The 13,728-nt window shown below is 59.8% G+C and carries 13 protein-coding genes, 1 tRNA gene and 1 pseudogene; 6 read left to right on the top strand and 9 right to left on the bottom strand.

Annotation, left to right across the window (positions count from 1 at the left end):
* Positions 1-16: 16 nt before the first annotated feature.
* Entirely contained in the window at positions 17-1,009 is a 993-nt protein-coding gene (locus ABS758_RS06430) for a Nudix family hydrolase (protein ID WP_350381871.1), read from the bottom strand.
* Between the two features lie 41 nt (positions 1,010-1,050).
* Entirely contained in the window at positions 1,051-1,902 is an 852-nt protein-coding gene (locus tag ABS758_RS06425) for an ATP-binding protein (protein ID WP_350382026.1), read from the bottom strand.
* Positions 1,903-2,003: 101 nt separating this feature from the next.
* Between ABS758_RS06425 and ispB the strand changes: the two genes are divergently transcribed.
* The 3 genes from ispB to ABS758_RS06410 all read left to right on the top strand — a co-directional run bounded on the left by ispB (position 2,004) and on the right by ABS758_RS06410 (position 3,486).
* Positions 2,004-2,969: an octaprenyl diphosphate synthase gene (ispB, locus tag ABS758_RS06420; protein WP_350381872.1), complete on the top strand. Its 966-nt coding sequence runs from the start codon at positions 2,004-2,006 to the stop codon at positions 2,967-2,969.
* 58 nt (positions 2,970-3,027) lie between these two features.
* Positions 3,028-3,104: transfer RNA gene (locus ABS758_RS06415), tRNA-Pro, on the top strand.
* A 163-nt stretch (positions 3,105-3,267) separates the two neighbouring features.
* Positions 3,268-3,486 carry a redoxin domain-containing protein gene (locus ABS758_RS06410; protein ID WP_350389062.1) on the top strand — a complete coding sequence of 73 codons (219 nt, stop codon included), beginning with the start codon at positions 3,268-3,270 and terminating at the stop codon, positions 3,484-3,486.
* 83 nt (positions 3,487-3,569) lie between these two features.
* Here ABS758_RS06410 and mepK read toward each other — a convergent pair whose 3' ends face one another.
* From mepK to ABS758_RS06395, 3 genes are read right to left on the bottom strand one after another with little or no spacing between them, the layout of a single operon-like run.
* Positions 3,570-4,130 carry a peptidoglycan L,D-endopeptidase MepK gene (gene mepK, locus ABS758_RS06405; RefSeq protein WP_417252579.1) on the bottom strand — a complete coding sequence of 187 codons (561 nt, stop codon included), beginning with the start codon at positions 4,128-4,130 and terminating at the stop codon, positions 3,570-3,572.
* A 59-nt stretch (positions 4,131-4,189) separates the two neighbouring features.
* A complete protein-coding gene (locus ABS758_RS06400) occupies positions 4,190-5,815 on the bottom strand; it encodes a L,D-transpeptidase family protein (protein ID WP_350381873.1) in 1,626 nt (541 codons plus the stop codon).
* A gap of 13 nt (positions 5,816-5,828) precedes the next feature.
* Positions 5,829-5,981 (bottom strand): hypothetical protein, encoded by a 153-nt coding sequence (locus tag ABS758_RS06395; protein WP_350381874.1) that lies wholly within the window; start codon positions 5,979-5,981, stop codon positions 5,829-5,831.
* A gap of 313 nt (positions 5,982-6,294) precedes the next feature.
* Here ABS758_RS06395 and ABS758_RS06390 point away from each other — a divergent pair.
* A pseudogene (locus tag ABS758_RS06390) lies at positions 6,295-6,384 on the top strand (IS3 family transposase); the annotation flags it as partial.
* Between the two features lie 102 nt (positions 6,385-6,486).
* On the opposite strand, the gene ABS758_RS06385 reads toward ABS758_RS06390, so the two are convergent.
* From ABS758_RS06385 to msrC, 3 genes are all read right to left on the bottom strand, one after another.
* Positions 6,487-7,332: a phosphosulfolactate synthase gene (locus ABS758_RS06385; RefSeq protein ID WP_350381875.1), complete on the bottom strand. Its 846-nt coding sequence runs from the start codon at positions 7,330-7,332 to the stop codon at positions 6,487-6,489.
* Between the two features lie 13 nt (positions 7,333-7,345).
* Complete coding sequence (locus tag ABS758_RS06380; RefSeq protein WP_350381876.1) at positions 7,346-8,752, bottom strand: MmgE/PrpD family protein; 1,407 nt, start codon at positions 8,750-8,752, stop codon at positions 7,346-7,348.
* A 203-nt stretch (positions 8,753-8,955) separates the two neighbouring features.
* Positions 8,956-9,462, bottom strand: a complete 507-nt coding sequence (gene msrC / locus ABS758_RS06375) for a free L-methionine (R)-S-oxide reductase MsrC (RefSeq protein ID WP_350381877.1) — start codon at positions 9,460-9,462, stop codon at positions 8,956-8,958.
* 178 nt (positions 9,463-9,640) lie between these two features.
* Here msrC and ABS758_RS06370 point away from each other — a divergent pair, with 178 nt between their 5' ends.
* Positions 9,641-12,316 carry a bifunctional diguanylate cyclase/phosphodiesterase gene (locus ABS758_RS06370; protein ID WP_350381878.1) on the top strand — a complete coding sequence of 892 codons (2,676 nt, stop codon included), beginning with the start codon at positions 9,641-9,643 and terminating at the stop codon, positions 12,314-12,316.
* 40 nt (positions 12,317-12,356) lie between these two features.
* Positions 12,357-12,938, top strand: coding sequence for an NUDIX domain-containing protein (locus ABS758_RS06365; RefSeq protein WP_350381879.1), 582 nt, complete (start codon positions 12,357-12,359; stop codon positions 12,936-12,938).
* A 63-nt stretch (positions 12,939-13,001) separates the two neighbouring features.
* Here ABS758_RS06365 and ABS758_RS06360 read toward each other — a convergent pair whose 3' ends face one another.
* Positions 13,002-13,637, bottom strand: a complete 636-nt coding sequence (locus tag ABS758_RS06360) for a carbonic anhydrase (protein ID WP_350381880.1) — start codon at positions 13,635-13,637, stop codon at positions 13,002-13,004.
* Positions 13,638-13,728: the final 91 nt, after the last annotated feature.

Here is a 13,728-nt window from a genome sequence, read left to right as displayed (position 1 = left end):
CCGCCAGGCTGTTTGGCTACACCAGGGTGCCGTGGATGGCGGCTACGCCGTGGGCCCAATGCTGGCGAGCAGTCTCCAGAGTGGCGGCAGATTGCCCGCCTACAGCAAACACCGGGCGTCCTGCAGTGGCTGCCAGTTGGGCAAATGTCTCCCAGCCCATGGCGGCTTGCGTGGGGTGCGTGTCGGTATCCAGCACATGGCCCAGCACCACGAAATCGGCTTGCAGCTCGCGCGCGCAGTCGATCTCCTGGGCATTGTGTGCAGACACGCCCAACCAGCCGGGAGGGCGGGTGTCTTGCTGCAGTACCAGGGTAGCATCGGTGGCACGCAGTTGTACACCGTCTGCCTGGGCCCACCAGGCCTGCGGGTGCGTGCTATTGATGAGGCACCGGGCGCCATGCTGGCGGCACAAGGCCAGGGTGGCTTCAAAGGCGGCCAGCAGGCTGGTCTCGTCGCCTTGCCAGTGGGGTTCTCTGAATTGCACCAGTTGCAAGCCCGCGAGCAGTTCCTGGCGCAACCGGGTCAGCCAATCTTCTGTTTGGCTTGGGCTGCCAATCTGGCTGATGCGATACAGCGGCGGCAGCCGCAGCCAGCGCAGCGGCGGGGTGGCTGCGGGCAGCAAAGACCCGCCGCCCGGCGCAATCGGGTGCTCGGATTCGTTCAGGCGGATGTCCCAGGGGTCTACCCAATCCAGCGCCTGGTTCTCGCGGCCGTGGGGCTCGCCTTCCCAGGCAGTGACCTGGCAGAAGGCCAGCTCGACCACGGATTTGGGGTATTCGTGCACATACACTATCCATGGATATACCTGAGTGGCATGGATGCCGAGCTCTTCGTCCAGCTCGCGCACCAGTGCCTGCTCGACGGTCTCGCCGGCCTCGATCTTGCCTCCGGGAAACTCCCACCAGCCCGGCCAGGCCTTGCCATCGGGACGCTGCCCCAGGAGCAGGCGTCCACGGGAGTCGAGGATAAGGCCTGCAGCCACGCGGATATACGGTTTGGAAGTGCTCATACGTGCAATCAATTGGGAGATGGGGTGATCATCATAGGCCATCAAAGCTGGCGGGCTGCCCAGTCACGCGCAAACTGGCGCGCCACGCGGCCGGATCGCGAGCCGCGCTCGAGTGCCCACTGCAGGGCTTCGGGGCGTGAGGCCTGAATCTGGCTGTCGGTGCAGCCATGAAACGCCAGCCAGTGGTTGACGATATCCAGGTAATCGTTTTGCGCAAAAGGATAAAAAGACAGCCACAGGCCAAAGCGCTCGGAGAGCGAGATTTTTTCTTCGACGGTTTCACCGGGATGGATTTCGCCATCGGGCTGATGCTGGGCGTCGAGGTTCTCGTGCATATACTCGGGCATCAGGTGGCGGCGGTTGGATGTGGCGTAAATAAGGAGGTTGTCGCCAGGAGAGGACACTGAGCCGTCCAGTGCGGATTTCAGGGCCTTGTAGCCTGCCTCGCCTTCTTCGAACGAGAGATCGTCGCAAAATACGATGAAATGCTCCGGGCGTCCGGAGATCAGTTCGATGATCTGGCCCAGGTCGCCCAGATCGGATTTGTCGATTTCGATCAGACGCAGGCCCTGTGCACCATAGGCATCCAGCAGTGCCCGCACCAGCGAGCTCTTGCCCGTACCGCGGGCGCCGGTCATCAGGACGTTGTTGGCGGGTTTGCCCTCGAGAAACGCCCGCGTGTTGCGCTCAAGCACACCTTTTTGGCGCTCGACGTGTTGCAGATCGTCCAGGTGGATCGGCGCGATGCGGTGTACCGCGTCCAGCCAACCCCGTGCGCCACGGCGCTGCCAACGAAACGCGTGGGCATTCCAGTCGATGGCGGGGGGAGCAGGCGGCAACCAGGCCTCGATCTGGGCCAGCACGCCCATGGCACGTTGGACAAGCGCCTGCATTTGAGGGTCGGACACGGGTTTCTCCTGAATGTGATCGGGAAAGTATAATCTGGGTCTTTGCGGCCGCCACCGGCGCCACACCACCCGTCTGCAGGTCAGTCTTGAATTTCTCCGAACTCTTCGCCCCCATAGTGTCCGACATGCAAGCAGTGGATGCTGTCATCCGCTCGCGATTGGATTCCGAAGTTGTCCTGATCCGCACCATCGGTGATTACATCGTGGGGGCGGGCGGCAAGCGCATGCGCCCGGCCATGGTGCTGCTGGTGGCGGGTGCGCTGGGCTACCACGGAGATAACCACCACCGCCTGGCTGCGGTGGTAGAGTTCATCCACACCGCCACCTTGCTGCACGATGATGTGGTGGATGAGTCTGACATGCGCCGTGGCCGTGAAACCGCCAATGCCGTGTTTGGCAATGCGGCCAGCGTGTTGGTGGGTGATTACCTGTATTCCAGATCCTTCGAAATGATGGTCGAGTCCGACTCCATGGCGGCCATGGCCGTGCTGTCTGCCGCCACCACCATCATCGCCGAAGGCGAAGTCCTGCAGCTGCTCAATGTGCACGATCCGGATGTCTCCCTGGATCGCTATCTGCAGGTGGTGCGTTATAAAACGGCCAAGCTCTTCGAGGCGGCGGCACAGGTAGGCGCCATTATCTCGGGTGCCACTGCGCAACAAGAATCTGCTGCGGCAGCCTATGGTCGACATGTCGGTACAGCCTTTCAGCTCATCGACGACGTGCTGGATTACAGCGGTGATGTTCAGGCCCTGGGCAAAAACGTCGGCGACGACCTGCGCGAGGGCAAACCCACTTTGCCGCTTATCCGGGTGCTTGAAATCGGTACGCCCGAGCAACGCACCCTGATCCGCAGTGCCATCGAAACCGGTGAAGCCGATTTCGAGGCCGTGGCCCGCGCGATTCATGCCACCGACGCCTTGCAGTACACCCGGCAAGCAGCGGCGCGCGAGGCCGGCCTCGCGCGCCAGGCACTGGATGTCTTTCCGGATTCCGTTTACCGCGAAACTCTGATAGAATTCTCTGCTTTCGCGGTCGAGCGCGACCGCTGAAATGTTTCCCGCAGATGGCGGGCCCTTTTTTGGGCCATTGGTCGTCTGGCATCACCGTCGGGGTGTAGCTCAGCCTGGTAGAGTACTACGTTCGGGACGTAGGAGTCGCATGTTCGAATCATGTCACCCCGACCAATTCATTTAATAGAAGGCCCTTGTTAAACAAGGGCTTTTTGTTTTTATACGGGGATTTCGGGCTCTACCCCATAATCGGGGGATGGGCATTCATCAGACACGGTTAATCACACCGTTCCAGCCGCATTGAGCCAAGACTCTTAAGCGGTAATTCTCAAAATTCCTGAAGCCATATGCACGGCGCGAGAGCATTTCCATCTATCAGCTGTCAGACTATCGCGGCAAGCAGGCCGCGGTGCTTGCCTGGTTTCCCAAGGCCAATACGCATGGCTGCACGATTGAATGCAGGTCGCTGGCAGAAAATGGCGACCAGATCCGCCAGTTTGATGTGGCGTATTTCATGGCCAGCGTCGACCCGCTGGGGGTTGCGCGCCGGCACTGACTACGATTGAGCTTGGCAATAAAGACGACGAATACCGCTATCAGGTCGTAGGCGAATTTTTGGGAGCAATTGCTTGATTGCCCTCAGCCGCTCCAGGACCGTACTTTTCCGGTGTCGATATGGACAAAGGCGCTGCCTGGGTAGTAGCCCACGCCACCAGCCTTCAGTGCCAGGGCGGCATCGCGCAGTTCTTCAAGCGGAACACCGGGTATGCGCAGATCGACTGCCTTGCCAACCATGTGCAGGCTGCGTTTGGCCACGCCCCCGCCGCGGGTGGTGCGCAGTCGCTCGTTCGTCTGGGGTGCCCGGTAGCCGGAAATGATCTGGTAGGGCGCGCGTGCTGCCAATGCGATCCGCACCGCATGCATGATGTCGTAAACACCCGGGTCCATATGGCCGACCAGACCTGAATAATGGTCACGCAAAAAGTGATTGAGGTCGACCAGCGCCTGCGGCACATACCGGCTGCCCACTGCGTAGGTCAGGTCGATTTTTTCGTGCGTGTGGGTATGGTCCATCGCCAGCTCGCGCATTGACGAGCTCGCCGAGCTTGCCCTGGCGATCATGGGAAAGGCGCATAGCATGGTCGTGCCCGATGCCGCCGCGAGAAAGCGCCGGCGCGCAGAGTTGGTCTTCGAATTCATGATTGCATCGTGATCATCAGCTGTGCCCTGCTGCTGAGTCCGCCCCGTGCCCAGCGATTTCAGAGACCTCGCCGGGCGCTGCCCAATGCCTGCTCCAGACGCGCATCCTGATGATATATATCGGGAAAAAAATATACTTTACCATCACCCTTGACGATAACGGTGCTGTAGGCGATCAGGACCGGGACGGGGTGATCCAGACGCAAGGTGCGCGACTGCCCGCTACCCATGGCGTCGACAATCCGTTGCCGGGTCCATTCCGGGTGCTGGCGCAGTACGAACTGGGCCAGCGCCACAGGCGTTTCAATACGAATGCAGCCATGGCTGAAATCGCGACGTGCGCGTGAAAACAGTTCTGGGGCGGATGTGTAGTGCAGGTAAATGTTCTGATCGTTCGGAAAGATGAACTTTATGTCGCCCATCGCATTTTGCGGCCCCGGTCTTTGGCGGATACGCCATTCGCCCCGCTGCACGGCATCAATCGCTTGGGACGACAGAGCAGTCACGACTTTTCCTTGACCAGTGACGAATTCGAATCCTTGCCGGACAAAATAGTCGGGGTCGCGGCGCAGACGTGGGAGGGTCTCGCCAAGCGCAATCGAGCGCGGCACATTCCAGTACGGGCTGAACTCGATAAAGCGCATATCCTCCAGAAAAATCGGTGTGCGCGTATCCAGCGCCTTGCCCACCACCACGCGCATCTCCAGATCCAGCCTGACCTTATTGTCCTGCAGCTCATAGGCCCGTAATACAAATTCGGGGATATTCACCACGATCATGCGGGGCGCGTACAGCAGGGGCGTCCAGCGCAGACGCTCCAGAGTAAGCGCCATCTGCTCGACGCGCTGCGCCGGGGTCACATTCAGTTGTGCCAATGTCGCCGGGCCGAGCACACCGTCCATCTCCAGGCCGTGCCGTTCCTGAAACCTGCGTACCGCATCCACCAGGCCGCCCTCGTAGTGCTCAGTCGCCACCTCGGACGTCGGAAGATCACCCAGAATTGCCAGGCGTTCGGCGATGATCGCAAGTCCTGCATAGGCCTGGCCGGGCCGTAGAGAACGAGTCGGCAGCGGCGGGAGTGGTGTGTGCCAGGCCGCCGGATCACCCAAAGCCCGGTAGGCACTCATGGCCCGCCGGAGCGACTCGTACATCGGAACCTTTGGCTGTGCCTCGCCAAGGGCCTGCGCCAGACGGCCCGATTGACGCGCCTGGAGCACGTAGGCATGGGCGTTGAATTGACTCAGCGGCGGAGCCTTGAACCGGTGCTTCAATACCTCGGGGCTGAGGCGGCCATGGACCAGGTCAGTCAAGTAATGTTCGAGTGCGGAAGTCAGCCCGGTGCCCAGCTTTGCCTGCCCCCCCGGGGCGGATGCGCTCTGCGATGGGCGTTCAAAGGCCTGTGCAAGCTCGGATGCGCGATAGTCTTGCGGCCGCAGGCCCTGGGACTGGGCGTCGGCCAGTACAGCCAGGGCGACCCGGGCGTCATCGTTCGGCTGATCGCCCTCGAACCATGAGGGCATCGGTGCCGCAGGCACGGCCGGCAAAGACTCGATGTTCTGTTCCGTGGCCGGAGCGCCAACGGTAGAAGGCGTTGCCGCAGCAGCCAAGGGCGTCTGGACCGATGCAGCGGCTGAAAACAATGCCAGGATAGCCGCCAGCACGATCGATGGAACAGATTTCCTCATCTGGATTCTTTTTTCAGCCGAAGAGATCAATCGCCTTTTTGATGACGGCGAACAGGACGGCAAGAAAGCCGATGCCTATGAGCACCATGCCCGGGTTGCGGTCGCGCATGCCGAATCCTATCAGGGCAAGAATGACGCCGGCCACGGCTATTGCCAGCAGCCACATATTTCCGAAAAACATAGCTCGTCACAATAGTTTAAAACCTCACTATAAGCGCAGGAGCGCAGCAAGATATTGATCCGCATCAAGGCGGCTCGATTGGCAACTGTTGGCCCGGGTTGCTGCAGATCGTATGAAAGTGAGCATATCCGATGTGTTCTTCGCTGCCGTTATGCCGGTGGGGTGGGGCAGTAGCCTACCGCCCCTTCAAAGCCTTGTATGGCGCGGCCTTCGATCCCGGTACCTGGCCTGTAGCCGCCACGGCCCTGAAAGAGGCCCTTGGCGCCATGGCGGCGACGCTCGTGGTGGGTATCTGCCGTACATCCACTACTACAATCACGAACGCATCAGGACAAAACTAAAAGGCCTGAGTCCGGTTCAATACCGAAATCAGGCCTTGGCCACTTAACCCTCGACTGTCCAACTTTTTGGGGTCAGTTCAAAACAAGGGCTTTTTTTATACGGGGATTTCGCTTAGTAAGGTACTCACTGTGCGAACACGTCCTGGCCGTCAACTCCCGGTGGGCGCCGGGTTGATCACGCGTCCCCAGGTGCTTTTATTGCCCCAGATGTTCTGGCGCAGCGCCTCGAGCTGCAGGATCTGGCTGTGATCAACAAAAAGGTTTACCTCGTTGCCGTAGTTCTTGATATACCACTCGAACACCGGGCCGTCGGCCGCTTCGAACATGACGTTTTCGATACCCAGCCCGTTGATGATGGCCGCCGCCGCAGCGGTATTCCATTGCACAACGTTCTCGGTGATGCCCTCGGATTCGATCATGATGATGGAAGCGCCGGCATCAAGGGCACGCTTGCCCCGATCAATAAGGTCGCCAATGTCCTTCTTCGTTTCGGCGGCAAGCTCCGCTTCGCCCGAATCTCCACCAGAGCCGATCTGAATGCCCAGCTCGGGCTTGGCCTTCAGGCCGGCGGCAACGACACGTTTTACCAGGCGCTCAAGCCCGCTGGTGGGTACCATGATGAAGCCAGTGGAGATTTCGATCACATCGAAGCCCACTTCCTTTGCTTCCGACAGGTACTGATCAACCGCCGCATCGCCATAGCGCAGGACGGTTTCGATCCAGCCGCCGGATGACACATAGGCGCCGTTGCTGTGGGCGACGTCGTTCATCGCCTTCACTTGTTGGCGTGGCATGAGGGAGAACGAACCTCCTGCCCACTTGATACCGTCGATCCATTGCCCGGCTGCCTCGAAGACATCCTCCATGTGTCGGGTGCCAAAAGTGGAGTAGTACGGTGCGCGTATTTCGGTGATGCCTGTGGTGCGCGGTTTGGCCGGGCGCCAGGCGCGTGGCACGAAATTGAACGAAACATCGTGTGTGCTCATATCAGCCATTGCTTTCTCCTTGCTACGAATGAAGATCGGTGGTGTCCTGGCGCGTGCAACTTACACGGGCAAGGGCGGTTGTCAGATCCGTGCTGCGATGCTTTTCAAGATGGTGGATGATGTCTGCGAGCTCGTCGCGCAGCGCCTCATCGGCAAAGGGTGCAGCCAGTGCGTCAAACTTGGCGCGTGCTTCGGTCCAGTCGAGCGGATCTGTGTAGAACCCGCGGTAGGCCTTGCGTGAGGCCTTCAACGTTGTGCCGTCCAGCAAGACAACCTCCAGTTCTGCCGGCATGTGCTGAGGGAACTGTGCCGAGAGCGCCGCATCGGGCGTGATCGTGATGCATTGCATGAGCGACTGCACATCGGGTGCACTGATGCGTTCCGTGGTGTATTGCGCAGGCGTGAGCTTGCCGTCCAGCAAAACGGCCGCCAGCATCCATGGCAAGGAATGATCGGCATCCTCCTTGGTCCGGACGCTGCGTTTGTCGCCTTCCTCGCCGCCGCCAATAATCGAATACGCCACCTGGAAGGTGCGTAGTCGCACGTAGTCGATGGCCTCGGCCCGGAAGGCGCTTGAGGTATGAATCTCTTGTGCTGCATCCAGTGCCGACTGTGAGTGGATCTCGGCGTTGTGTTTCTTGACGATTGTCCGGCGCACGTGCTCCAGATTCTCCGCCTGCCAGTCGATCGTGAACGGGCCGGAAACCGATTCCTTGAACCCTTTGTTGCCTTCGAAAACCGCTTCCGGCCCGGTGATGCCATGGGCCGCCAGATGTGCCGCGAAAATCGCCTCCTTGGAGACGTGCGCATAGGCAAGGCCCTTCCAGTTGCTGAGCACGCCGGTGCGCGTGACGCGCAGTGCGACATTGGCCGTCCCGGCAATGGCAGCTGCATTCGCGATTTGCGCCTGCGACAGCCCCATGGCACGTGCTGCCGCCACGGCCGCTGCGAAGTTGCCCTGCGTCGTGTGATCGAAGCCACGTGCGCGCACGGGCGCCACATCGGACAGCCGGGTATGCACCTGGTAGGCCACGGCCAGCGCTGTCAGCAGCTCTGCCCCTGAGGCGCCTGCACTTTCCGCCGCAGCCAGCACCGCACCGAAGTTGTCCGATGGATGATTGGTCTCACCGGGGGCGATGTAGGCATCCATGAAATCAAGGTAGCGGCTGAGCGCACTTGTGAAGAATGCCGCCAGCTCGGGGCTGGTGCGGCCACCGCCGAGCAAGGTGCAGGCGGGCTTGCCGCCCAGCCCCTCGATCAGTGCACGAATGGCGACCATCGGTGGTGCGTCCAGAGCTCCGATCGCCACGCCCACCGTATCCAGCACTCGAATCTTGAGCTGCTCAAGTGCCTCTGGGCTTAGATCCTCGAACTTGGCCTGCGCAGCAAACTCGGCAAGACGTTGGACTTCCGTTCTGGTTTCTGTCATCTGGTTCTCCCTGTTGGTCTGCGGCACGGCGGGCTTGAAGGCAAGCTTCAAAGTCGATGTACTGATTCATAACGATTCTCATTCTAATCTTTGACAGGAATGAATTAAGGGTTAACCCTTGTTATGACGTACATATTCAGGGAGATAGGTCCTCGATTGATTGGCGGTCTCGGGGCGGCTTTGGCCGGTACCCCGTAACAGGTTCAGGCAGCTGCCTTGCTGCTGTCCAGATGTGCCATGAATACCTGGCACAAAGCTTCCATGCCGGCGCGGTCTTCTTCGTCAAAGCGCCCCGCTACGGGGCTGTCCACATCCCATACCCCCAGCAAACTGCCGTCGGCACGTATCAGCGGCACCACCACCTCGGCTTGTGAGGCTGCATCGCAGGGGATGTGGCCGTCATGCTGATTCACATCCTGCACCACCTGCGATTGACGCGTATGCGCTGCTGTGCCGCACACTCCAGCGCCCATGGCGATGCGGATGCAGGCCGGCTTGCCCTGAAATGGGCCCACCACCAACTCGGTACCGTCGTAGAGATAAAACCCTGCCCAATTGACTTGTGGCAGGCTGTGATACACCAGCGCGCTGAAGTTCGCGGCATTTGCAATCAGGCTGGGTTCGTCGGCAATCAGGTGGCGGGCTTGCTCAGCCAGGCTGGCGTAGTGCTCTTTTTTACTGGCAAATTCTTGGGGTGACAGATGAAACATGGTGTGTTGGCTGCAGTAGGTAGAAACCACTATTCTAGGTCAGCCGCGCTTTTGGTGGCGCCTGTTTGTACGGGTTAGGCTACTGTGTGGCAAGCCCACAGGCTTGCTGCTTTTGTGTATATTTCAAAGCTTATTGGTCGGGTATTGCGCCCGGGTCGTCCTGTACAAAGGATCCTGATTGGCTGGAGACACAGGTTTTTTTTCTGCGTTGCGTCGTACGCACGGGGGGCCGGGACTTTTCGACGGCTTGCGGGTGCGCGTGTTTCTGGCGGTGCTGGCAGCGGCGCTGCCAGTCATCGGAGGCCTGGGGTATTACGTCTGGCATCAGCATCAGGCCCTGTTGATCAACGACGAGCGCGCCGCCACAAACCTTGTACAGCTAACTGCCGCCTACGACCGCACTCTGCTTAACGACGCCCGTGATGTCCTGCTGACACTGGCCAATTCTCCCGTGCTGCGCGATGGCCGTTGGAACGAGTGCCGCGGCTACCTGGCGATCTTGCTAGGTCATTTGCCGCGCTATCTTAATGTTGGGGTCATCAACGCCAACGGCCGGCTGGCCTGTTCGGGCCTGCCCGACCCCGATTCCCTGGGTTCTCAATTGGGTGATCGCCCATATTTCCAGAAGGCCATGCAAACCAGTGAGGTTGTCGTGGGCGAGTTCCTCCTGGGCCGCATTTCCCGCATCCCCACCATGGTGCTGGCCGCTCGCGTACCGGGCGATTCTGGTCTTACGGCCGGCGTAGCGTACGTCAGTCTCAATCTCAGCTATCTGCTGGCGGGCGCAGCCATTCCGGATCTGCTGCCTGGCTCCCGGCTGTGGATTCTGGACCGCTATGGTCATGTGCTGCAGCGCATACCGGGGGATGCAAGCCATTTGGGCGAGCGTCTGATCCCTTATCCCTTGTTGTCGGATGCGCTGTTTCGCACGGGGTATACCGGGGCGGACGATGAAGATTGGGCCGTCTTTGCGCTGGCTGCCGGCCCGAGAGGAGACCCCCGGGGCCTGTCGGTGCGCTACGAAATGCCCACAAGCGCCTTGTATGCCAAGGCACGCCAGGCTTTATGGAACGGCGTTGTACTGGTGGGCCTGCTCTTATGCGTCACTTTGTTGATCGCCTTTAACCTGATGCAGCGTTCCTTGCGACGCTCGCACGAGCGGGAGCGTCTGTTAAGCCAGTTGATGGATGTCACGGCGGAAGCCATTGTGGGGCTTGATGCCTCTGGTCAGGTGGTGATTGCCAATCAGGCGTGCGCGGATCGTCTGGGCTTCAGTCGCCCGGAAGAGTTACTGGGCCTGGCGTTTCACGCGCATTTTCAGCATCGTCACGAAGACGGCCGGATCATGCTGGAAAGCGAGTCCCAGATCAAAAAAGGTTGCTCTGGTGGCACCCGTGTGCATGTGGATGACGAAGTGCTGTGGCGCCAGGATGGCAGCTGCTTTCCGGTGGAGTACTGGGTCTATCCCATTCGCGAGGATAATAGGCTGGGCTTCTGCCTGGTCACTTTTCTGGATCGTACCGAGCGGCGGGCGCAGCAACTGGCCCTGGCGTTTCAGGCCAGTCACGATCCGCTCACCAAACTGTTCAACCGGGGTGAAATCCAGCATCGTCTGCACGATGCCATGCGGGGGGCAGGTGATGGTTCCCTGACATTAGTGATCGCCAATCTGGATGATTTCAAAGAAGTGAACCGTGCCCTGGGCCATGATGTGGGCGACCGCCTGTTGCAGGTGGCTGCCCAGCGGTTTCAGGCGGTGCTGGATGAATCCAGCCTGCTGGCCCGGCTGGGGGCCGATGAATTTGCCTGGGTGCTGGCAACGGGCGACGAAGCCCATGCGCGTGCACAGGTAAGTGCCTTACAGATTTCCATCCGCGAGCCCTTTGCCCTGAATGACCTGCAAATCCGTATCAGCTGCAGTTTTGGCATGGCCATGTATCCTGCGCATGCGCGGCAGCCGGATAAGCTGTTGCGCTATGCCGATATGGCCATGCGGCGTGCCAAACGCGATGGTCTGGGGATTGCGGTATTTAACCAGCAGGATCGATCCCGGGTGGATGATCGCCTGCTCTTGCGTGCCGAGTTGCGAAATGCGCTGGCGCAAGGGCAATTTGTATTGCATATGCAACCCAAGATTGCCCTGGCACAAGCAGGGCGGTCGCTGGGAGCACCCTTGGGCTTTGAGGCGCTGGCACGCTGGCATCATCCCAAACGCGGCATGATTCCGCCGGCACAATTTATTCCCATCATCGAGGTCAGCGATCTGATCCATCCGTTTACACAATGGGTGATTGATCAGGCACTCGGGGCCTGCGTGCGTTTTCAGGAGATTCACCCGGGTGCCACAATTGCCGTCAATATTTCGGCGCGCAATCTGATGGACGAGCAGTTTCCCCAGCAAGTTGAAGCGGCGTTGGATCAGCATGGCCTGGCGCCCGAGCTGCTTGAACTTGAAGTCACAGAAAGCGTCATCATGGCTGATCCGGCGCGTGCGCTGCGCACGCTGTATGCACTGCACGCGCTGGGTGTCAGGCTCTCGATCGACGACTTTGGAACGGGGTATTCCTCGTTTGCCTACCTTAACCGACTGCCGGTAGATGCCCTGAAGATCGACCAATCGTTTGTGGCTGGTGTGGTAGATGATCCGGACCTGCGCGCCATCGTGCGCTCTATCATCGAAATGAGCCATACCCTGGGCCTGGAAGTGATTGCCGAAGGGATCGAGAGCCAGGGAATACAGGATCTTTTGTTGACCTTGGGGTGCGATGTGGGCCAGGGCTACTGGATTGGCTACCCGCAGCCCGAGTTGCAGGCGCGACAATGGCTGCAGTCGGCCCATGATGCGTCAGCCTGAGACCGGGCTGCTGCGCGATTGCCCCACCAAGGATATTTTCATGCCAAACGATTCTGATGCCCATCTGCGGGAAACCTGTGTTGAGTCGCAGTCGCTGTGCGAGGGCAGTTTTCTCAAGGCACGCCAGGATACGGTGCGCACCCCGGACGGTGCGCTGGCCATACGTGAGTACATCATTCATCCTGGGGCCGTGGTGATCATCCCTTTGCTGGATGATCACCGTATCCTGCTTGAGCGCCAGTTTCGTTACCCGGTGGGGCAGGTGATGACGGAGTTTCCGGCGGGCAAGCTGGAACCCGGCGAAGACCCCTTGTGCTGTGCGCAGCGCGAACTGCTGGAAGAAACCGGCTATACCGCAGGGCAGTGGGCCCGGGCCGGGGCACTGCATCTGGCCATTGCGTATTCCACCGAGATCATCCATATCTTTTTTGCCCGCCACTTGAGTCCGGGGCCTCAACATCTGGACGAGGACGAGTTTCTGGATCTGCTGGTTCAGCCTGAAGCTGAGTTTTTTGAGGCCTGCCAAAGCGGCCGGGTGACGGATGCCAAGACCCTCACCTGTGCTTTATGGCTGCAAAACATGCGCCAGGGCACCTGGCCGTTGCATTGGGAAAATGCCTGAGCCGGACACGGCATATACCTGGCCCGTTTCGCTTTGTGTGGATCGGACAGCAGGGAAACCCGTTTAATCTGTGCAGGGTTCGAAGCGGCCAGTACGGGCGTTACGGATAAACAGGATGCCCGTGGCAATACCAAAATAGGCACCATGAATCTGCAGGTTGCCTGCGTCCAGGCGTTCGCGCACCGCCGGAAACGTCAGCAGATTCTCCATGCTGTATTCGACCACGCCCCATTCCATGCGTCGCATCCACTCGGCGCGGTCAGCCCCCGGTGGGCCGATGCGATCAGCCACTGGTTTGATCTGTGACACCCACTTGCCAATGAAATCCCTGGTGGACAGTGGCTGGGTGCGGTCTGTGTACGCGGCCACCCCGCCGCAACTGGCGTGGCCCATCACCACAATATGCCCTACCTGCAGGGCATTGACGGCGAATTCGACGCAGGCGCTGGTGCCGTGAAAGGCGGATTCGGGATGCTCGTCGCAAGGCGGCACAATGCCGGCAATATTGCGTACGACAAACATCTCGCCGGGCCCTGCGTCAAAGATGATTTCGGGTGCCACACGGGAATCCCCGCAACTGATGATCATGATGTCCGGGTGCTGGCCATGCTCGGCCAGTTCACGATAGCGTGCCCGTTCGGTGTCGAGTGCGCCGTTTTGAAAAGAGGCATAGCCTTCGGAGAGTCGCTGAGGAAACACAGGCATATCCTTTTGAGTTTGGGGCAACACAGCCGGCAAAGAGACGGCCATGCCAAAAATGTGTCGTGTCGGGGAAATGGTTTTAGCGCAC

Source organism: Castellaniella sp. FW104-7C03, assembly GCF_040276085.1.
In the GTDB taxonomy this organism is placed as follows: Bacteria; Pseudomonadota; Gammaproteobacteria; order Burkholderiales; family Burkholderiaceae_B; genus Castellaniella.
The sequence above is the reverse complement of the archived record's forward strand: the minus strand, read 5'-3'. Positions and strand labels throughout refer to the sequence as shown.

What these genes read in the sequence shown, in the direction of transcription:
- ABS758_RS06425 (WP_350382026.1), bottom strand. Translation starts at nt 1,902, where the DNA reads ATGCAGGCGCTTGTCCAACGTGCCATGGGCGTGCTGGCCCAGATCGAG.
- ABS758_RS06380 (WP_350381876.1), bottom strand. Translation starts at nt 8,752, where the DNA reads ATGACAGAAACCAGAACGGAAGTCCAACGTCTTGCCGAGTTTGCTGCG.
- msrC (WP_350381877.1), bottom strand. Translation starts at nt 9,462, where the DNA reads ATGTTTCATCTGTCACCCCAAGAATTTGCCAGTAAAAAAGAGCACTAC.
- ABS758_RS06385 (WP_350381875.1), bottom strand. Translation starts at nt 7,332, where the DNA reads ATGGCTGATATGAGCACACACGATGTTTCGTTCAATTTCGTGCCACGC.
- ABS758_RS06400 (WP_350381873.1), bottom strand. Translation starts at nt 5,815, where the DNA reads ATGAGGAAATCTGTTCCATCGATCGTGCTGGCGGCTATCCTGGCATTG.
- ABS758_RS06430 (WP_350381871.1), bottom strand. Translation starts at nt 1,009, where the DNA reads ATGAGCACTTCCAAACCGTATATCCGCGTGGCTGCAGGCCTTATCCTC.
- ABS758_RS06365 (WP_350381879.1), top strand. Translation starts at nt 12,357, where the DNA reads ATGCCAAACGATTCTGATGCCCATCTGCGGGAAACCTGTGTTGAGTCG.
- mepK (WP_417252579.1), bottom strand. Translation starts at nt 4,130, where the DNA reads ATGAATTCGAAGACCAACTCTGCGCGCCGGCGCTTTCTCGCGGCGGCA.
- ABS758_RS06395 (WP_350381874.1), bottom strand. Translation starts at nt 5,981, where the DNA reads ATGTGGCTGCTGGCAATAGCCGTGGCCGGCGTCATTCTTGCCCTGATA.